This window comes from Streptomyces sp. NPDC045701 (assembly GCF_056432045.1).
The window spans coordinates 17056-36002 of sequence record NZ_JBWKJV010000001.1 but is presented as its reverse complement, the minus strand read 5'-3'; the positions used below and the strand labels follow the sequence as shown (position 1 = coordinate 36002).

General features: G+C 73.7%; 17 protein-coding genes and 2 pseudogenes. 8 read left to right on the top strand and 11 right to left on the bottom strand.

Annotated features, from left to right (window positions below; all coding sequences use genetic code 11):
- Nucleotides 1-4 precede the first annotated feature (4 nt).
- Together AC07DW_RS00190 and AC07DW_RS00185 are read left to right on the top strand one after the other, a co-directional pair.
- Nucleotides 5-1414 (top strand): hypothetical protein, encoded by a 1410-nt coding sequence (locus AC07DW_RS00190; protein ID WP_478855368.1) that lies wholly within the window; start codon nt 5-7, stop codon nt 1412-1414.
- A 7-nt stretch (nt 1415-1421) separates the two neighbouring features.
- Complete coding sequence (locus tag AC07DW_RS00185) at nt 1422-1736, top strand: hypothetical protein (protein WP_478855367.1); 315 nt, start codon at nt 1422-1424, stop codon at nt 1734-1736.
- A 50-nt stretch (nt 1737-1786) separates the two neighbouring features.
- On the opposite strand, the gene AC07DW_RS00180 is transcribed toward AC07DW_RS00185, so the two are convergent.
- From AC07DW_RS00180 to AC07DW_RS00165, 4 genes are all read right to left on the bottom strand, one after another.
- A complete protein-coding gene (locus AC07DW_RS00180) occupies nt 1787-2482 on the bottom strand; it encodes a demethylmenaquinone methyltransferase (protein ID WP_478855366.1) in 696 nt (231 codons plus the stop codon).
- Nucleotides 2483-2513: 31 nt separating this feature from the next.
- Nucleotides 2514-3113, bottom strand: a complete 600-nt coding sequence (locus tag AC07DW_RS00175; protein ID WP_478855365.1) for a hypothetical protein — start codon at nt 3111-3113, stop codon at nt 2514-2516.
- A 7-nt stretch (nt 3114-3120) separates the two neighbouring features.
- Entirely contained in the window at nt 3121-4335 is a 1215-nt protein-coding gene (gene mqnC / locus AC07DW_RS00170; RefSeq protein WP_478855364.1) for a cyclic dehypoxanthinyl futalosine synthase, read from the bottom strand.
- A 108-nt stretch (nt 4336-4443) separates the two neighbouring features.
- Complete coding sequence (locus AC07DW_RS00165) at nt 4444-6135, bottom strand: serine/threonine-protein kinase (RefSeq protein ID WP_478855363.1); 1692 nt, start codon at nt 6133-6135, stop codon at nt 4444-4446.
- A gap of 287 nt (nt 6136-6422) precedes the next feature.
- Between AC07DW_RS00165 and AC07DW_RS00160 the strand changes: the two genes are divergently transcribed.
- A complete protein-coding gene (locus AC07DW_RS00160) occupies nt 6423-6992 on the top strand; it encodes a hypothetical protein (RefSeq protein ID WP_478855362.1) in 570 nt (189 codons plus the stop codon).
- A gap of 64 nt (nt 6993-7056) precedes the next feature.
- Here the strand turns inward: AC07DW_RS00160 and AC07DW_RS00155 are convergent, their stop codons facing one another.
- On the bottom strand, nt 7057-8016 hold the full coding sequence (locus AC07DW_RS00155) for a menaquinone biosynthetic enzyme MqnA/MqnD family protein (protein ID WP_478855361.1): 960 nt from the start codon (nt 8014-8016) through the stop codon (nt 7057-7059).
- Between the two features lie 261 nt (nt 8017-8277).
- On the opposite strand from AC07DW_RS00155, the gene AC07DW_RS00150 reads away from it, so the two are divergent.
- From AC07DW_RS00150 to AC07DW_RS00140, 3 genes and pseudogenes are all read left to right on the top strand, one after another.
- Nucleotides 8278-8481, top strand: a complete 204-nt coding sequence (locus tag AC07DW_RS00150; protein WP_003967102.1) for a cold-shock protein — start codon at nt 8278-8280, stop codon at nt 8479-8481.
- 209 nt (nt 8482-8690) lie between these two features.
- Nucleotides 8691-9126, top strand: a pseudogene (locus AC07DW_RS00145) (DnaJ family domain-containing protein).
- Nucleotides 9127-9247: 121 nt separating this feature from the next.
- On the top strand, nt 9248-10054 hold the full coding sequence (locus AC07DW_RS00140; RefSeq protein ID WP_478855360.1) for a maleylpyruvate isomerase family mycothiol-dependent enzyme: 807 nt from the start codon (nt 9248-9250) through the stop codon (nt 10052-10054).
- Nucleotides 10055-10094: 40 nt separating this feature from the next.
- On the opposite strand, the gene AC07DW_RS00135 is transcribed toward AC07DW_RS00140, so the two are convergent.
- Both AC07DW_RS00135 and AC07DW_RS00130 read right to left on the bottom strand, forming a co-directional pair.
- Complete coding sequence (locus AC07DW_RS00135; protein WP_478855359.1) at nt 10095-10709, bottom strand: hypothetical protein; 615 nt, start codon at nt 10707-10709, stop codon at nt 10095-10097.
- Nucleotides 10710-10906: 197 nt separating this feature from the next.
- Nucleotides 10907-12768, bottom strand: a pseudogene (locus tag AC07DW_RS00130) (AMP-dependent synthetase/ligase).
- A 315-nt stretch (nt 12769-13083) separates the two neighbouring features.
- On the opposite strand from AC07DW_RS00130, the gene AC07DW_RS00125 reads away from it, so the two are divergent.
- Entirely contained in the window at nt 13084-13986 is a 903-nt protein-coding gene (locus tag AC07DW_RS00125) for a MaoC family dehydratase (RefSeq protein ID WP_478855358.1), read from the top strand.
- Here the strand turns inward: AC07DW_RS00125 and AC07DW_RS00120 are convergent.
- The gene (locus AC07DW_RS00120; RefSeq protein WP_478855698.1) at nt 13952-14584 is read right to left on the bottom strand and encodes a TetR/AcrR family transcriptional regulator; all 633 of its coding nucleotides are present in this window, start codon (nt 14582-14584) and stop codon (nt 13952-13954) included. The two genes, AC07DW_RS00125 and AC07DW_RS00120, sit on opposite strands and share 35 nt — an antisense overlap.
- Nucleotides 14585-14817: 233 nt before the next feature.
- Between AC07DW_RS00120 and AC07DW_RS00115 the strand changes: the two genes are divergently transcribed.
- Entirely contained in the window at nt 14818-15981 is a 1164-nt protein-coding gene (locus tag AC07DW_RS00115; protein ID WP_478855357.1) for a S8 family peptidase, read from the top strand.
- Between the two features lie 111 nt (nt 15982-16092).
- Here the strand turns inward: AC07DW_RS00115 and AC07DW_RS00110 are convergent, their stop codons facing one another.
- The 3 genes from AC07DW_RS00110 to AC07DW_RS00100 all read right to left on the bottom strand — a co-directional run bounded on the left by AC07DW_RS00110 (nt 16093) and on the right by AC07DW_RS00100 (nt 18713).
- Nucleotides 16093-17466, bottom strand: coding sequence for a dicarboxylate/amino acid:cation symporter (locus AC07DW_RS00110; RefSeq protein WP_478855356.1), 1374 nt, complete (start codon nt 17464-17466; stop codon nt 16093-16095).
- Nucleotides 17467-17808: 342 nt separating this feature from the next.
- Nucleotides 17809-18063 (bottom strand): DUF4229 domain-containing protein, encoded by a 255-nt coding sequence (locus tag AC07DW_RS00105; RefSeq protein WP_478855697.1) that lies wholly within the window; start codon nt 18061-18063, stop codon nt 17809-17811.
- 122 nt (nt 18064-18185) lie between these two features.
- Nucleotides 18186-18713, bottom strand: a complete 528-nt coding sequence (locus AC07DW_RS00100; protein WP_478855355.1) for an N-acetyltransferase family protein — start codon at nt 18711-18713, stop codon at nt 18186-18188.
- Between the last annotated feature and the right edge of the window lie 234 nt (nt 18714-18947).

Below are 18947 nucleotides of genomic sequence, written 5' to 3'. Positions count from 1 at the left end.
GGCGGTGCCGCCGCCCCCGACCGCGGCCGCCGCGACGAGGACGACCGCCCAGAGCAGGACGCTCCGCTTCCCCGACCGGGGGGCGGACGGGTGGCCGTCGGGCGCGGTCTCCGGGGCCGGGGCGGAGGCCGGGGCCGCGGGCGGCCACGGGGGGGGCCGGGTACGCGGTGGGGGCCGGGTACGCGGTGCCCGGCTCCGGCGTCCCGTGCGGCGTCGGTGTCCGCTTCGGCGTCCGGCGGGGCAGGGCGCGCAGCAGGTACGGCGCCGCGAAGGCCGCCGCCCCCGTCCACAGCAGCCCGAACAGCAGGGCGTCCGCGAAGCTCGGGGCCAGCTCGGCCCGCCCGTCGCCGCCGAATCCCTCCAGCGCGCCGGTCACCCGGCCCGACACGCCGCTCGCCCCGGTCAGCAGCAGGTACAGCCCGAGGAAGAACCCGGCCGTGGTCAGCCGGCCACTCCGGTCGGCCGCCCGCCGGGCCGCGCACACCCCGACCGCGAGCGCCGCGGCCACGCCCAGCGCGACCAGCCCCGTCACGGTCCAGCCGCCGAGCTCGTCACCGATCTCGGGCAGGCCGAGGCTCCCGCGCTCCCCGCCCGACCCGAGGAACCCGAGCCCGCCCTGGACCTCGTACTCCAGCGGCACGCCCCAGGCCAGCCCGAGCACCGCCACGCCGATGTTCGGCAGGACGGGCAGGACCATCAGCAGGGACGCACCGTCCACCTCCTCCTGGGAGGCGTACCGGAGGAAGCCGATCAGCGCGCACACCGCGACCAGCACGGTCAGCGTCCGCACCGCCGTGCCCAGGGCCCGCACCAGCCCGTGCGCCACCGGCCGGCGCGCCAGGTCGTCGCGCCCGAGAACGGCGGCCGTGACCAGCAGGGCCGCCACCAGGGCACCGAGTGCGGCGAGCAGCGGGGACGACGACACCTCGACGCCGGCGACCCTCGGCTGGGCGAACAGGCCGAGGACCAGCACCGCTCCGGCGACCAGGGCCGCGACCCGTACCGCCGCGTCCGCGCCGGCACCTCGCGCGCGCAGCGTCCGGGCGCCCAGGTACAGCGCCCCGAGGAACAGGGCGGTCACCGTCAGCGGTACGAGGGACAGCTCACCCCCGCCCTGCGCCCACGCGTCGCCCGGCCCGAAGGAGCCGCCCTCCGAGCCGAACCCGCCGCCGGATCCGTACCCGCCGCCACCGCCACCACCGCCGAAGGACGGCCCGGCCGCCGCCGAGAGTTCGAAGTTCCCCCCGAGGCCCTGCAACAGCAGGGCCAGCGCGATCCGCAACCGGTCGGACCAGCCGACGACGACCTCGTCCTCCTGGCCGTACGACGGGACGGCCAGGACCACGGCGAGGACCAGGAGCAGCCCGGCCGGCCAGGCGGCCGCCTTGGCCGCCGGCACCCAGTCGCCCCGTAAGGCCCGCGTGAGGAACACCCCGGCCGCCGACGGCTGCGCCGGCCCCGGCGCGTACGGCGGCGGAGGCGGCCCCACCGGAGCGGGCCCCGCGGAAGGCGGCGCCACCGGAGCGGGCCCCGCGGGAAGCGGCGCCACCGGAAGCGACGCCACGGCGGGCGGTGTCGCGGGAGGCGGTGTCACCGCGGGCGGGGGCGAGGGCGGAGGCGGCGGCGCCGCGAGCCTCGCCCGCCCGCAGGTCATGCAGAAGCGCGCCTCGTCGGGTGAGGGGGTTCCGCAGTGCGGGCAGTTCGACGCCATGGATGCTCCGGGTGACGGGAAGTGATGAACGGTCACATCCTGCCGGTCGGCCGTTTCCCGTCAACCCGGGTCGCGTTATGCCGCTTTGATGCCCCGGTGCAGCGCCACGATGCCACCGGTCAGGTTCCGCCACGCCACCTTCGACCAGCCGGCCTGCTGGAGGCGCCGGGCGAGGGCGGGCTGGTCGGGCCAGCTCTGGATGGACTCGGCGAGGTACACGTACGCGTCCGGGTTGGAGGAGACGGCGCGCGCGACCGGCGGCAGGGCGCGCATCAGGTACTCCTCGTACACGGTCCGGAACGGCGCCCAGGTGGGGTGCGAGAACTCGCAGATCACCACGCGCCCACCGGGCCTCGTCACCCGGTACAGCTCACCCAGCGCGGCGTCGGTGTCCTGGACGTTGCGCAGCCCGAAGGAGATGGTGACCGCGTCGAAGACCCCGTCCCGGAAGGGCAGCCGGGTGGCGTCGCCCGCCGTCAGCGGCAGCCACGCGTGGCGCTTCTTGCCCTCGCGCAGCATGCCGAGGGAGAAGTCGCACGGCACGACGTACGCGCCGGCCGTCGCGAACGGCAGCGAGGACGTGCCGGTGCCTGCCGCCAGGTCGAGGACCTTCTGGCCGGGCCGCGCGTCGACCGCCTTGGCGACCTCCTTGCGCCACCGCCGGTCCTGGCCGAGCGAGAGCACGTCATTGGTGAGGTCGTAGTTCGCGGCGACGTCGTCGAACATCGAGGCGACTTCGTGCGGCTGCTTGTCCAGGGTTGCTCGCGTCACCCGCCCATTGTGGCAGGCGGCCCCGGTCCGGCTACGCGCGCCTGTGGACGAGGCGGCCGGCCACGACGGTGGCCACGCACGTCGAGGCGCCCAGGCGCACGAGCGTGGCCGGGTCGGGCACGTCGAACACCGCGAACCGCGCCGGTCCGCCGACGGTGAGCCCCGGCAGCAGCACCAGCGGCGACGGCGAGAACGACGCCGGCTCCGGCAGCCGGGGCGGGCGCCGGCCGACGGCCAGTCCGGCCCGGCGTACCGCGTCCAGAGCGGCGCGGGAGCGCAGCTCGCCGGCCACGGCGACCGTGCCGTGCGCCAGCATGCGCTGCACCCCGCGCCGGGCGCTCGCGCCCTGCCGGGACGGGTCGGCCCGGAAGAGGGCCCGCGCCCGTTCGCCGGTGATCGGCTCGGTGCCGAGCCGGCCGGCCTCGCGCGGGTCGGGGTGGTACGCCTGCTCCAGGAGCTCGGGGCCGTAGGGGTTGAGCAGCCCGGGGGTCAGGATGCCGGGCCACCGCCGTACCCGTGCGGCGGGGCGGGCGGCGGCCAGGTCCTCGTACGGGCCGAGCGCGGCCACGTACGCGCCCTCGACCAGGACCGCCCTGTCGGGCGAGGCGTCGGCGACGTGGATCGTCAGCACGGCCGGCTCAGGTGGTGGGGAGCAGCGTGAGCTCGGGGTGGGCGGTGCCGCCCACGATGGCGGTGGAGGAGATGTGGGACGCCACGCGCTCGTCGACCGGGTCGTTCGCCGGGTCGTCGTGGACGACGATGTGCTCGTACGTCGTGGTGCGCTGCGCCGGTACGCGGTCGGCGGTGCGGATCATGTCGATCATCTCGCGCAGGTTGGAGCGGTGCTTCGCGCCCGCCGACGACACCACGTTCTCCTCCAGCATGATCGACCCGAGGTCGTCCGCGCCGTAGTGCAGGGTGAGCTGTCCGATCTCCTTGCCGGTGGTGAGCCAGGAGCCCTGGATGTGGGCGATGTTGTCGAAGAACAGCCGCGCGATGGCGATCATGCGCAGGTACTCGAAGATGGTGGCCTGGGTGCGGCCCTTCAGGTGGTTGTTCTCCGGCTGGTACGTGTACGGGATGAACGCGCGGAAGCCGCCCGTGCGGTCCTGGACGTCCCGGATCATCCGCAGGTGCTCGATGCGCTCGGCGTTCGTCTCGCCGGTGCCCATCAGCATCGTGGACGTGGACTCCACGCCCATCCGGTGCGCGGTCTCCATGATCTCCAGCCACCGCTCGCCGGACTCCTTCAGCGGCGCGATCGCCTTGCGCGGACGCTCCGGGAGCAGCTCGGCGCCGGCGCCCGCGAAGGAGTCCAGACCGGCGGCGTGGATGCGGGAGATCGCCTCCTCGACGGAGACGCCCGAGATGCGGGCCATGTGCTCGACCTCGGACGCGCCGAGGGAGTGGATGACCAGCTGCGGGAACTCCTTCTTGATGGCGGCGAAGTGCTTCTCGTAGTACTCGACGCCGTAGTCCGGGTGGTGCCCGCCCTGGAACATGATCTGCGTACCGCCCAGCTCGACCGTCTCCGCGCAGCGGCGCAGGATGTCGTCCAGGTCCCGGGTCCAGCCCTTGGCGGTGTCCTTCGGCGGCGCGTAGAAGGCGCAGAACTTGCACGCCGTGACGCACACGTTCGTGTAGTTGATGTTCCGCTCGATGATGTACGTCGCGATGTGCTCCGTACCGGCGTAGCGCCGCCGCCGCACCGCGTCCGCCGCCGCGCCCAGGGCGTGCAGGGGAGCCGACCGGTACAGGACCAGGGCCTCCTCGGGGCTGATCCGCCCGCCCTCGGCGGCACGGTCGAGCACGGCTGTGACATCAACAGAAGTGAGGTCGGCCTTCTCGGTCACCGGGTGTCCCTTTCGGCGGGGTTGCGGACGGACCGAACCAGCCTACGCCAGCGTTTCGGCCGCCTTCGGGCGCACCCCACCCGCCCCCGGCTCCCCCGCCCCGGTGGCTCAGCCGGTCTTCCGCAGCGTCGCGCGCGGGTTGCCCGCCGCGGCCTCCTGGGAGGTGTAGCGCAGGGTGCCGTCGGCACCGAGGGTGTACGTCACCGGGGCGGTGCCCTTGGTGCACAGCAGCTCGCTCGACGGGCGGCCGGGGTCGGTGCGCTCGGTGACGCGCAGTTCGCCGGCCGTCGCGGAGACCAGCCGGCCGACGCCGTTGCACCGGAAGGAGCTGAGGACCGTGGAGGTTCGCACCACGTCCTCGCCCCGGCGACCCCGGGTGATCACCACGGTGATCCGGCCGCCCGTCCAGCCGCTGTCCTGGGTCAGCTCGCCCTCCCAGGTGCCGACGAAGTCCGGGGGTACGGCGGCGGGGGCCGTCTCCCCGGCGCTCGGGGCGCCGCTGGTCTTGCCCGGCGGTGGTTTCGGGCCGGCCGTGTCGTTGTGCGCGCCGCGGTCGAAGAGGCCGAGGAGGGAGGCGCCGCCGACCGTGACGGCGGCCAGCGCGCCCGCCACCGCGAGGGCGACCGTGCAGCTGAGGCGGCGGCCCGTGCCCGAGGGCGTGGGCTCCGAGGCCGTGGACACCGAGAGGGACACGGGCGTACGGGGCCGGGGCACCGCGTCGGCGGTCGGGGCGGGATCGACGGGCGGCCCGAAGACCCCGAGTGCCCCGGAGTGTTCGGGCGCCGGGGGGTGCCCGGGGGGCGGGGGCGCTCCGACCGCCGGGAGGTGCCCCGGGGGCGGGGGCGGTCCGACCGCCGGGCTGCTGAACGGCACGGGGCCCGACCGGGACGGGTCCGCCGCCGCCGGTTCCAGGTCCAGCAGCCGTACCGCCTCCCGGCTGACCCGCTGCACCAGGGGCCCCGGCAACCACCCGCCCGCCACGAGCGCGGACGCCCCGCCCGGCGCCAGCCGCCCGGCCACCTCACCGGGGGCGGGCCGGGCCGCGGGGTCCTTGGCCAGGCACGCGGCGACCAGGTCCCGCAGCTCGCCGGTGAGGGTGCCGCCCAGCTCCGGCTCCTCGTGGACCACCTTGTAGAGGAGGGCCGCCGACGAGTCGCCGGGGAAGGGCGCCGCGCCGGTCGCCGCGTACGCCAGGACCGCGCCCAGCGAGAAGACGTCGGCGGCACCGGTCACGCCCTTGCCGAGGATCTGCTCGGGCGCCATGTAGCCGGGTGAGCCGACCGAGACGCCGGTGGACGTCAGCGACGCGGTGCCGTCCGTCGCGCGGGCGATCCCGAAGTCGATGAGCCGGGGCCCGTCCAGGGCCAGCAGCACGTTCGAGGGCTTGACGTCCCGGTGGACGAGCCCGAGGGCGTGCACGGCCGTCAGCGCCTCGGCCAGCCCGGCGCCCAGCACCCGCACCGTGTGGTGCGGCAGCGGCCCGTGGTCGGCGACGGCCCGGCCGAGCGGCGGCCCCGTGACGTACCCCGTCGCCACCCAGGGGACCGGCGCGTCGGGATCGGCGTCGAGCACCGGGGCCGTCCAGTGCCCCCCGACCCGCCGCGCCGACTCGACCTCCCGGCGGAACCGCGCCCGGAACTCCTCGTCCAGCGCGAAGTGCGGGTGCACCACCTTCACCGCGACGGTCCGGCCGCCCTCGCTGCGGGCCAGGTAGACCCGGCCCATGCCGCCCGCCCCGAGTCTGCCGAGGAGCCGGTACGGACCGATGGCTGCCGGTTCGCCAACTTCCAGCGGCTGCATGCGCCTTCCCCCCGTACGTCGTCGCGTACAGCAGCGTAGAGGGGCGGGGGCGGAACCGGTCGGCGCGTCCCGTCATCCAGCACGCCGTACCCGCCGTGAATGCCCGGAAGACCCGGAGTGCTCCATGCAACGTGCCGCCCAGGCGCTCATAGCCGCCGTCGCCCTCGGCTCCCTCAGCGCGGTCACGGGCCGCTCCGGCGAGGGGGAGCCGATGACCTTCGACGGCCCGAGCGCCCCGGCCCCCGCCCCCGCTCCCGCCGCTCCCCGGGGCGCCGAACAATTACTGGATGGGCACCGATCCCAAGCTGCGGAGCGGCATCAGCGAATGGTCGAAACAGGGCAAGAGCCTGCCCTTCGTCGTGGTCATGCCGGTTATCAACCCGGACAAGGAGCACTACTACGACGGAAGCGATATCCCGGAGCGGCCGAGAATGGGCACCTGGATGACGGACGACGTTCCCGATTTCGTCAGCGCGAATTTCCGTACGTTCACCTCACGGGACGGCTGGGCGTTCGTGGGCTCCTCGTCCGGCGGGTTCGTCGGCCTGAAGTCCGTGCTGGAAACGCCGGCAGGTTCAAGGGGGTCATCGCGTCCGGCCCGGACACCGTTCCGGATTCGCCGCTGTGGGCCGGACACGAGAAGGAGAGGCGGGCGAACGACCCGGAGCGGCTCGCCGCGTTCCTGGGTGCGAAGCCGGACGCCGGGAACCGCGCGGTGTACCTGGCGTTCCGGATCGGCAGCAGGGAATCCGGCGCGGCGAACGTGCCGGTCCTTCGTCAGGAAGTACACCGAGGGGCCGGTCAAGAGCCGCCTCCAGGTGATCCCGGACGGCGGGCACAAGCCAGGACCTATGTGAAGGGCATGGGGGACGGCTCGATCCAGTGGATCGGCGCGCACATGCAGGGCCCCGCGCCCGCCTCCTAGGGAGTGTCCGGGAAGCACCGGCGTCCGCCCGAAGGGCGGGGGTCGCGGGCCGGGCGGGACTCTCCGGACATGACCTGGGCCCCCGGCCCCGGGGACAGCAGCTCGACCGTCACGTCCGCCGGGAACCCGGTCGTCGGACCGGTCCGGCGGGCGAACTCGCGGACGCCGGCGAGCTGGTCGGGGCCGAAGCGGAAGTCCAGCGTCGTGAAGTACTTCTCCAGCAGCACCGCGTCGAACGCCTCCCAGCGGGCGGCCTGCTCGGCGACCTTCGCGACCTCCTCCAGCGACACGTCGCGGGAGGCGAGGAACGCCTCGTGGACCAGGCGCACGACACGCGGCTCGCGCGCCAGGTACTCCTTGCGGACGGCCCACACCGCGAAGACGAACGGCAGGCCCGTCCACTCCTTCCACATCTGCCCCAGGTCGTGGACCTGGAGGCCCAGTCGCGGGGCGTCGTGCAGGGAGGCGCGCAGCGCGGCGTCGCCGATCAGGACGGCCGCCTCGGCCTCCTGCATCATCACGCCCAGGTCGGGCGGGCAGGTGTAGTAGTCCGGGGCGACCCCGTACCGCTCGGCGAGCAGCAGCTGCGCGAGCCGTACCGAGGTGCGGGAGGTGGAGCCGAGCGCGACGCGCGCGCCGTCCAGGTCCTCCAGCGGCCGCTGCGAGACGATCACGCACGACATGACGGGACCGTCGCAGCCGACCGCCAGGTCGGGGAAGGCGACGAGGTCGTCGGCGGCGCGCAGGAACTCGACGAGGGTGATCGGCGCGATGTCGAGGTCGCCCCGGACGAGCCGGTCGCTGAGCTTCTCCGGGGTGTCCTTGGTGAGCTCCAGGTCCAGGAGGGTGCCGGTGCGGGCCAGTCCCCAGTAAAGGGGGAGGCAGTTCAGGAACTGGATGTGTCCGACGCGGGGCCGGCTCGGCAGCTGGTGGGGATCGTCGGTTGAATTGTCCACAACGCGAGGCTAGCCCCGTCTCGCACGGCGGGTCCCGGCGGGTCCGGCGTCAGCCCGAACGGCCTCCGTCAAACATCCGAGTGACGTGATCTTTCCCTCTACCCATGCGCGCGGGCTGCGTGCTAGGCTCAACGCAAGTTGCAGTTTGGTTTCCCTTGCAGTACAGAGCCTGCGGAGCATGTGACCCGCAGGCTTTTGTAGTTTTCAGACTTGTTTGGCAGGTTCTGGAGCAGGGCAACCCTTTGGCCCATGGGAGGGCTTATGGCTACCGGAACCGTCAAGTGGTTCAACGCTGAAAAGGGCTTCGGCTTCATCGCCCAGGACGGCGGCGGCCCGGATGTCTTCGTCCACTACTCCGCGATCAACGCGTCCGGTTTCCGCTCCCTCGAGGAGAACCAGGTCGTGAACTTCGACGTCACCCAGGGCCCGAAGGGCCCGCAGGCGGAGAACGTCACCCCGGCCTAGTTGCCCGGGTCGGCGATCGCGCACGACTTTCAGTAACAGCTAGAGCAGTACCCAAGGAGCCCTTTCCGTCCGGCCGCACGGCCGCACGGAAAGGGCTCCTGCCTTTTGCGCGGTTCCGGACCCGCCCGGCCGGCGGCGGCCGGAGCGGCGGTGGACCGCTTCGCCGGGAATCCCCCGTCCGGCGGCTTCCGCGTCGTACGCTCGAAGGCATGACCGAGCGCAAGCCGCCAGGTGTGGACTTCGAGTCGTTCGTCGACAAGCAGATCCGCGAGGCCACGGAACGCGGTGACTTCCGGAACCTCTCCGGCTTCGGCAAGCCCCTGCCGGACGACTCCGCCCCGTACGACGAGCTGTGGTGGGTGAAGGGCAAGATGCACCGCGAGGGCATCGCCCCGGTGCTGCCTCCCGCGCTCGCCCTGCGCAAGGAGGCGGAGGACGCGCTGGAGGCGGCGGGACGGGCGGGGAGCGAGGCGGAAGTGCGCCGGATCGTCGCCGGGATCAACGAGAAGATCGCCGAAGCGGTCCGCCGCCCGCCGGCGGGCCCGCCACTGCGGCTGGGCCCCGTTCGATCCCGAGGAGCTCGTACGCCGGTGGCGGGCGCGCCGTGGCGACGTCCGGGGCCCGGGGTCCGCGGCCGGGTCCTGACCCTGCCCGCGTAGTCCCGCCCGGCCCGCGGGGGTGGATGACCGGCGGCGGGAAAACCCGCGCCGACCGGCGTAGCGTGAGTCGTGTCTCGGGGAGAACGCCGTCCCCCAGGAGGCCGACCATGGTCACCACCGCACCGCCCTCCGCCCTCAGCATCCCCCGGACCCACCCCCTGCGGGCGCGGGCGGTGAACGCCGCGGAGCTCAGGGCGATGATCGCGACGCTGGAGGAGCTGGACCCCGGCGACTGGTCGCTCCGCACCGCGTGCGACGGCTGGACCGTGCGGGACCTCGCCACCCATGTGGTGGGGCAGTACGAGGAGCTCGCCCGGCCGTGGCTGCTGGCCGGCCGGACGCTGCTCGGCCGTCGGCGCCACCCGCGGCTGACGCCGTTGCACGCGCACAACGAGTGCCAGGTGGAGGCCCGGCGGTCGGTGCCGCCCGACTCGGTGGCCGGGCTGCTCGACCGGTTCGGTCCGCGGGCTCTGCGGGCGGTGGAGCGCGTGCCGGGCGGGGTGCGGCGGCGGATCCCGCTGAGCCCGCTGTTCCCCGAGTCCAAGGAGCTGGCCGAGGACTCGATGGACTTCCTGGCGAGGGTGCTGATCACCCGCGACACCTGGATGCACCGGGTGGACATCTGCGACGCCACCGGCCGGGACCCGGTGCTGCGCGAGCACGACAAGGAGGTCGTCGGGCAGGTGCTGCTGGACCTGGCGCTGGACTGGAGCGGCCCTCCGGTGTTCCTGGACCTGTCCGGGCCGGCCGGTGGCCGCTGGACGCTGGGGCGCGGCGCCCCGGCCGTGGTGGTGCAGACGGACGCGGTGACGCTGATGCGCCACCTCTCGGGCCGTTCCCCGCTCGGCGGCGTCGACTACGACGGGGACCCCGCCGCGGCGGCCGCGGTCGGGGCGGCTCGGGTCCCCTTCTGACCCGGGGCCCGGTCAGGGCCCGGACTTGAGGAGCGGGGGGTCAGGACGGGGGCCGGGACTCGACCAGGACGACCTCGAACTCCTCCAAGGACCGTACGGTCGTCCGTGCCCTGCTGGTGGCTTCGCCGCGCACGGCGGCGACGGGGCCCCGGGATGCCGCCAGGCTGTCCTGGTCGGCGTAGAGCGCGCCGACCGTGGCCCGCCCTCCGGCGCGGTCGAGGAGCAGCGACCCGCCGAGGAAGCCGTCCATGGCCCGGAGCTTGGGCAGGGCGCCGTTCTCGTAGGCGTCGACCAGGGCGTCGGCGTCGGACGGGGCGACATCCATCCGGACCATCCGGAAGCGGGCGCCCTCACCGGCCGCCTCCGGCCGCGTGGCCACCGCCGCCTCCCAGACGTCGACCGTCACGGTGGTCGCGAACCCGGCCAGCATCCGGGCGCGCACCTCGCCCATGCGCTCCGCGCTCGCGCGGAGCGCCTCCTCGCCGTCCCACCAGGTGCCCATCATCAGCTTGCCGACCTCGCGGTCGACGAACGCGCCGGCGCCGCGGAAGCCCGGCTCACGAACCAGTTGGTCCCGGCCTTCGGTGGTCAGGGCGCGCAGGGCCTGGTCGAGCCCGGCCGGATCGCCTGTCGCATAGGTGGTACGAACGAACATGGCAGCCTCTCGCGCCGGACGGATGTCCCTGTCCATGCCACGGCCCGCACGGGCGGGCGGCAAGGCGGCGCGGGCGTTCGAGTGACATCCCGGCCGCGCGGCGGCCACCGGGGTCACGGCCCGAGGGTGCGAGCGGGCCGTACCGGGGCTCGGCCCGTGGCAGCCCGCCGGCCGGGCGGGCGCCCACCGAGGCGGGGTCAGCGCCGGTCACCGGCGTACAGCGCCTCTATGTCCGCCGCGAAGTCCCGTACGATCGCCGCCCGTTTGAGCTTCAGCGACGGCGTCAGGTGGCCGCTCTCCTCGGTGAAGTCGGTCGTGAGGACGCGGAAGCGGCGGATGGACTCGGCGCGCGAGACCAGGCGGTTGGCCTCGTCCACGGCCCGCTGGAGGGCGGCTCGCAGGTCCTCGTCCGTCACGAGGTCCCGCAGCGGGACGTCGTCCTTCTTCCTCATGCGGCGCCAGTGCGCCAGGCCGTCCGGTTCCAGGGTGATCAGGGCGGTGACGTAGGGACGGTCGTCGCCGACCACCATGCACTGGGACACCAGAGGGTGGGCGCGGAGCCAGTCCTCCAGGGGGGCGGGCGTGACGTTCTTGCCGCCCGAGGTGATGATGATGTCCTTCTTCCGGCCCGTGATGGTGAGGTAGCCGTCCTCGTCCAGCGCGCCCAGGTCGCCCGTGGCGAACCAGCCGTCGGTGACCGCGGGCACCGCCCCGCCGCGTTCCGCGTCCCAGTAGCCGGCGAAGACGTGGCCGCCCCGCAGCAGGACCTCGCCGTCACCGGCGATCCGGACCGCCGTCCCCGGCAGCGGCCGGCCCACCGTGCCGAGCTTGGGCCTGAGCGGCGGCGTCACGGTGGAGGCGGCGGTGGTCTCCGTCAGGCCGTACCCCTCGAACACGTCGACGCCCGCGCCCGCGTAGAACGACGCCAGGCGCCGCCCCAGCGGGGAGCCGCCGCAGATCGCGTACCGCACCCGGCCGCCGAGCGCCGCCCGGACGCGGCGGTAGACCAGCGGGTCGTACAGGGCGCGGGCGGCCCGCAGGCCGAGCGACGGGCCGGGTCCGGTGCCGTGCTGCGCGGCCTCCACCGCCTCGCCGTACCGCCGGGCGATCGCCGCCGCCCGGTCGAAGGAGGCGGCGCGGCCCATCCCCTCGGCGGTGGCGCGGCCGGTGTTGAAGACCTTCTCCAGGACGTACGGGATGGCCAGCAGGAACGTCGGCCGGAAGCCCGCCAGGTCGGCGAGCAGGTCCTCGGTCCGGATGGACGGCGCGTGCCCGAGGCGCACCCGGGCGCGGAGGCAGCCGATGGCGACCATCCGGCCGAACACGTGGGACAGGGGCAGGAAGAGGAGGGTGGAGGCGGGCTCCTTGCTGACGGACCGGAAGACCGGGTGCAGCAGTTCGACCGCGTTGTCCACCTCCGCGAAGAAGTTGGCGTGGGTGAGGACGCAGCCCTTGGGGCGGCCGGTGGTGCCGGAGGTGTAGATCAGGGTGGCGATCGTGTCCGGCGACAGGCCGGCCCGCCGGGCGGTGATCACCTCGTCGGGTATCGGGTGGCCCGCCTGCCGCAGGGTGCCGATCGCGCCGTGCCGAGGACCCACAGGTGCCGCAGCCCCGGCATCCGCTGCCGCTCGCCGCTGATCAGCCGGGCCTGGTCCATGGTCTCCACGGCGCAGGCCACCGCCCCGGAGTCCTGGAGGATCCAGCGGGCCTGGAAGGCGGAGGACGTCGGGTAGACGGGGACGGTGATCAGCCCGGCGGCCCACGCGGCGAAGTCCAGCAGGGTCCACTCGTACGTCGTGCGGGCCATGACGGCCAGCCGGTCGCCCGGCCGCAGCCCCTCGGCGACGAGTCCCTTGGCCACCGCGAGGACTTCGGCGGCGAAGCCGGCGGCGGACACGTCGCGCCACACGCCCTCGGCGTCCTTGCGGCCGAGGACCGGATCGGCGGGCGCCTCACGGGCGTTGTCGAAGGGGATGTCGGCGAGGGAGCCGTTCGTCACGGGCGGGACGAGGGGCGGTACGGAGACTTCGTGCGGCGGCTGGGTCGGGGCGGCTGTCACGTGCGGCTCCTTCGTCGGGCCGGGGCCGGGGCGCCGCTCGCGGCGGCGGGGCCTCGACCGGATCCTGACCTCTGAGTAACCTTACTCGGGAGTAAATCTAGGGCCGAGCAGGGAGTCCGGACAATGGCCGACCGCTTTCCGCACCTCACCGCCACCGCACCCGGCCGTCCGCTCGGCCTTCCGCGACCGGTCGCCCGGCGCCCCGGCCCCCCGCGACCGGCCGCCCCGCACCGCCGGCCGCCAGGGCCGCCGTGCCCGGACGGCCACCTGCCGCACCTCGTGGTGCCGGCCGAGTCGGCACCGGGGGCGTGACGGATGAACCTGCCGCTCACGCTCGCCGCCGGCGCCCTCCGCTCGCCGTTCAAGCGGCCCGGACGCGGCGGCCCTTGTACCGGCTCCGGCCCCGACGCCGCGCCCGGCCGGCGGCTCGTCGCCGCGGACGTACGGATCGACCCGGCGCGTCTCGGGGCGTACGCCCGCGTGTGCGGGTTTCCCAGGTCGGGGCCGGTGCCGCTGCCGTACCCGCACGTCCTGGCGTTCCCGCTCACCATGCGGCTGATGGCCTCGCGGGACTTCCCGCTGCCGCTGCTCGGGCTGGTCCACACCTGGATCGAGGTCACCCGGCGCCGGCCGCTGAGCCCCTCCGAACACCTGGAGCTCACCGTCGGGGTGACCGGGCGAGCCCCGCACCGGCGGGGTACCGAGGTCACCGTCACGACCGAGGCGCGAGTGGCGGGCGAGCGGGTCTGGGAGTCCCGCAGCGGCTACCTGGCCCGCCACCGCACGCCCGGCCCGGCACCGGAACGCCCCGCCGGACGCCCCGCCCCGGACCAGCCCGACCAGCGGCGTCCCGCTCGGGAACGCCCGGCCCCGGAGCACCCCGCGGTTCTCCCCGCCCGCGCCGAGTGGTACCTCGGCCCCGGGCTGGGCCGCCGCTACGGCGGCGTGTCCGGCGACCGCAACCCGATCCACCTGTACCCGCTCACCGCCCGCCTCTTCGGCTACCCCCGGCCCCTCGCCCACGGCATGTGGACCTTTGCCCGCTGTCTGGCCGAGCAGGACCCGACGCCCCACCACGTGCGCGTCCGCGCCGACTTCAGGGCGCCCGTCCTGCTCCCGGCCCGCCTGACGTACGCCGCCGGGGGCACCGCGTTCCAGCTCCGCGACGGCGACCGGGTCCACCTCACCGGGACGGTGACCAGCGCCGCCCGTCCATGAGGCCGCCCAGGCCCGTCCAGGCGAAGTTCATCAGGGTCGCGGCCGCCTCCTTGGCGGACACCCCGGGCGTCTCGTTGGCCCACTGCGCCAGCGACTCGGCCGCGCCCACCAGCGCCTGGGCGAGCCCGGACACGTCCCGGTCGCCGAACTCCGGGTCCTGGTGCGCCTCCCGGGCCGCCTCGCCGATCAGACCGGTCACGAACGCCGCGATCTCGTCCCGCATGGCCGCCGCTTCCGCCGCGAACGGCTCACCGTGCGTACGGGCCTGCTGGTGCAGCACCGCCCAGCCCTCCGGGTTCTCGGCGGTGTGCGTGAAGAAGGCGGTGAGCCCCGCCCACAGTTGCCGGTCGGCCGGCATCCCCGGCCCGGCGGCGTCCCGCTCCACCGCGTCGCGCACGGCCGCGACCAGCGCTGCGGCCTCGCGGCGGATGCAGGCGGTGAAGAGCTCCTCCTTGGAGTTGAGGTAGAGGTAGACCAACGGCTTGGACACGCCCGCGAGTTCGGCGATCTCGTCCATCGACGCGGCACGGTAGCCCCGCTGTCCGAAGGTCCGCACGGCCGCGTCCAGCATCTGCTGCTCGCGCACGGCGCGCGGCATGCGCTTCGCCCTCGCACCCGGGCTCTTCACGGCAACCGTCCTCCTACTACTCGGTAGTCGGTAAGCCTACGGCCCACCGGCAGGGCGCGTGCCGCGCACATAACCCGGTGACACATGCGCCGTTCACCACCGAAAGCACCCGCGTCACTCCGCCAGGTGATGTCTCCTGGTGCCCGGGGGCTGCTTCGCTACAGATGTCGCCCTTCGCCGGACACTCCCGATCGGAGTTCTGCATGAGGTTGTCCGCTCGCCGCGCCTGCGTCGCGCTGCTCCTGCTGCTTCCCCTCGCCGCGACCCCCACCACCGCCGCCGCCGCCGACCCCGCACCGCTGCGGACCACCGCCGTGCCGGTACCCGACCAGTACATCGTCGTCCTGAAGCCGGGCACGACACCGGCGGTCCGGATCACCCAACAGCTCGGTGTCACCCCGCTCCACGAGTACTCCAGCGTGTTGCGCGGCTTCACGGCCAGACTGAGCGCCTCCCAGCTGACGACCGTGCGCGGCCTGCCGGAGGTGGCGGCCGTCGAGCAGGACGCGGTGGTCACCGCCGGCCCGCCGCGCGCGATCCGCGCCCCGGCCGCCAGTTGGGGCCTGGACCGCATCGACCAGCCGTACCTGCCGCTCAACCAGCAGTTCAACGTCAACAGCACCGGCGCCGGCGCCACCGCCTACGTCCTCGACACCGGGATCGACCACGGGCACCCGGAGTTCGGCGGCCGGGCGAGGCCCGGCTTCGACGCGGTGGGCGACGGCCGCAACGGCCAGGACTGCAACGGCCACGGCACCCACGTCGCGGGCACCGTCGGCGGGGCCACCTTCGGGGTCGCCCGACAGGCCAACCTGGTCAGCGTGCGCGTCCTCGGGTGCGACGGGCGGGGCACCCTGGGCGGGATGATCGCCGGCATGGACTGGGTGGCCAGGAACGCCAGGCAGCCCGCGGTCCTCAACGGGTCCCTCGGCGGCCCGCGCAGCGACGCGGTCAACCAGGCCGCCACCGCCCTGTCCGACAGCGGCGTCCTGCCGGTGGTCGCCGCCGGCAACGACGCGGCCGGCGCGTGCACCGTCTCCCCCGCGAGCGCGACCCGGGTCCTGACCGTCGGGGCCACCAACCATCTGGACCAGGAGACCGACTTCTCCAACTACGGCACCTGCCTGGACATCTACGCCCCCGGGGCCGCGATCCTGTCGGCGAGGCTCGGCGGCGGCAGCGTGGCGCTGAACGGCACGTCCATGGCCAGCCCGCACGTCGCGGGCGTGGCCACCCTCCTCAAGGCGCGGTACCCCTCGGCGACGCCCGCGCAGGTGTACACCTGGATCGTCGACCAGTCGGTCAAGGACATCCTCACCGTGAGCAAGTCCTCCCCCAACCGGCTGCTCCAGACCGGCGGCCTCTGACCCACGCGCGAAGCGCCCCCGCCGGCCCGTAGGGCGGTGGGGGCGCTTCGCGTGGCGGTGCGGAGGGAGAACGACGGCGCGCCAGTAAGCGCGACACGTCGTGGCGGAGCGTCAGGCGGTGGCCGGGACGGAGACCTTCTGCCCGGCCTCGCGCACGCCGGACCCCTCGCGCTCGTCGTCCTCGTCGATCGGGGACGCCGACGCCGCGTTGTACGCGTCGAGGTCGAGGATCTTCTCGCGGGCGGCGACGACCACCGGGACGAGCGCCTGGCCGGCGACGTTGGTGGCGGTGCGCATCATGTCCAGGATCGGGTCGATCGCCATGAGCAGGCCGACGCCCTCCAGCGGGAGGCCCAGCGTGGAGAGGGTCAGCGTCAGCATGACCGTGGCGCCGGTCAGACCCGCGGTGGCCGCCGAGCCGATCACCGAGACGAAGGCGATCAGCAGGTAGTCACCGATGCCCAGCTGCACGTCGAAGATCTGGGCGATGAAGATCGCGGCGAGCGCGGGGTAGATCGCGGCGCAGCCGTCCATCTTCGTGGTGGCGCCGAACGGGACGGCGAAGGAGGTGTACTCCTTCGGCACGCCGAGGCGCTCGGTGACCTTGACCGTGACCGGCATGGTGCCGACGGACGAGCGGGAGACGAAGGCCAGCTGGATGGCGGGCCAGGCGCCCTTGAAGAACTGGATCGGGTTGACCTTGGCGACGGTCACCAGCAGCAGCGGGTAGACGCCGAAGAGGACCAGGGCGCAGCCGATGTAGACGTCGGCGGTGAAGGTGGCGTACTTGCCGATCAGGTCCCAGCCGTAGTCGGCGATGGCGTAGCCGATGAGGCCGACGGTGCCGAGCGGCGCCAGGCGGATGACCCACCACAGGGCCTTCTGCAGCAGCTCCAGGACCGACTCGCTGAGGGTGAGGATCGGCTGGGCCTTATCGCCGAGCTTCAGGGCGGCGATGCCGGCGACGGCGGCCATGAACACGATCTGCAGCACGTTCAGCTCGGTGAACGGCGTGATGACGTCGGTGGGGATGATGCCGGTGAGGAAGTCCAGCCAGGAACCGGCGTTCTCGGGCTTCTCGCCGTCCTTCGGGGTGAGGCCGGTGCCGGCGCCGGGGTTGGTGAGCAGGCCGATCGCGAGGCCGATGGCGACGGCGATCAGCGACGTGATCATGAACCAGAGCAGGGTGCGGGTCGCCAGCCGGGCGGCGTTGTTGACCTTGCGGAGGTTGGTGATGGACACCAGGATCGCGAAGAAGACGAGCGGTGCCACGGCCAGCTTCAGCAGCTGGACGAAGATGTGGCCGACCTTGTCGAGGGTGGTGTGGAGCCACTGCACGTCATAGGTGCGGGTGACCCAGCCGAGGAAGACGCCGAGCACGAGGCCGGCGACGATCTGGGCCCAGAAGGGCACCTGGGGTATGCGGCGGGTGGGCCGGGCTTCGGGGCTCGCGGAATTGTTCGCGGTGCTCGCGGACGCGGACACGGACACACTCCAGTGGTACGTATCGGGGAATACGGGACGAGGGGTGCGGCGCACGCGCCTTTCGGCGGCGCCGCTGCATGATGCCGGGTCAGACTGCGCGGCAACAGACCGCGGACATACAGCGGCAGAGATCGACATGCAGGCGCGCCACGAGCGGGATGCCCATGGCGTCGGTTCGGAGGCGCACTGCTGTCGTCACGTCGAACACGTTAACACTTGAACTTTGAGTACCTCAAAGCACTTCTTTGAGGCGTTCGCGCGGCCCGGAACGCCAACACCCCCGTGCGAAGCGACGCTTCGGCACGGGGGTGCGGACGACGGGTGGGCCGCGGGTGAGCTACCTCACTGGGCGGCGCTGTCCTCGCGGGTGCGGTTGGCCTCCAGGCGGGCCTTCGCGGTGTCGACCTTCTCGACGATCTGCGCGGACATCGCGTCGCGCTGCTTGCGCAGCAGGACGAAGCTGAGGGGCGCCGAGATCACGATGGACAGGAGCAGTACCCACAGGAGGTTGGAGTCCCCGAGGCCACGCGGCAGCGCGCCGACGTACACGAGCCCCCACAGGACGAGGAAGCAGCCGGCGAAGACGCCGAGACGCATGAGGGTGTACCGGATCGTGGCGCTCGTGCTGGCAGCAGCGGACACGGCGGGGCCTTCTTCCTTCGTTTTCCTTCGTACGACGTTCCTGCCCGTCTAGTGAAGCACGTGACGATTCGATCGATTCAGGGGGTGAGCGGCAGATACATGATGATGTCGTCGCGGTCGTCGCCGTCGGCTACGCGGATCGCTTCCGGGACCCGCCCGACCTCCTTGTAGCCGCACGAGGCGTAGAACCGGTCGACGCCGGTGCCGCCGCGGCAGGTGAGCCGGATCGCGTCGATGCCCTCGATGCCGCGTACCGCCGCCTCCGTCGCGGCCATGAGGTCGCGCCCGTACCCCTTGCCCTGGTGGCGGGGGTGCACCATCACGGTGTAGAGCCACACCCAGTGCTTCATGAGGCGGTGGGAGTTGTACGCGATGAAGGCCGTGGCCGCGACGGCCCCGTCCTGGTCGCGGCCGACGAGGAGGCGGGTGCGGCCCTCGGCCAGGGCGGTGAGGTGCCTGACCCACTCCGGGCGGATGTCCTCGGGGGTCACGGGCGGGACGAAGCCGACGGAGCCGCCCGCGTTGGAGACGTCCGTCCACAGGGCGAGGACGCCGTCGCGGAGGGCGGAGTCGATCCACGGATCCAGTTCGAAATTCAACGGCATGCGTTCGACGATAAACGGCTCCGCGCAGGGCCCGCGCCACCATCCGCAGGTCGGACACCGGGCCCGCGTAGGCCGCCTCGCGGTCCTCGGCGCGCAGCACCGCCGGGGGTGGACGGCGGCGAACAGGCACTCGCCGCCTCGACGCCACCGCGCCGGGGCACCAAGGGCTCGGCGGTGTACGCGTCCGGGGGCTGCGGCCCCCTCGCGGCCGGTCACGCGCCCCGGGTACCCGCC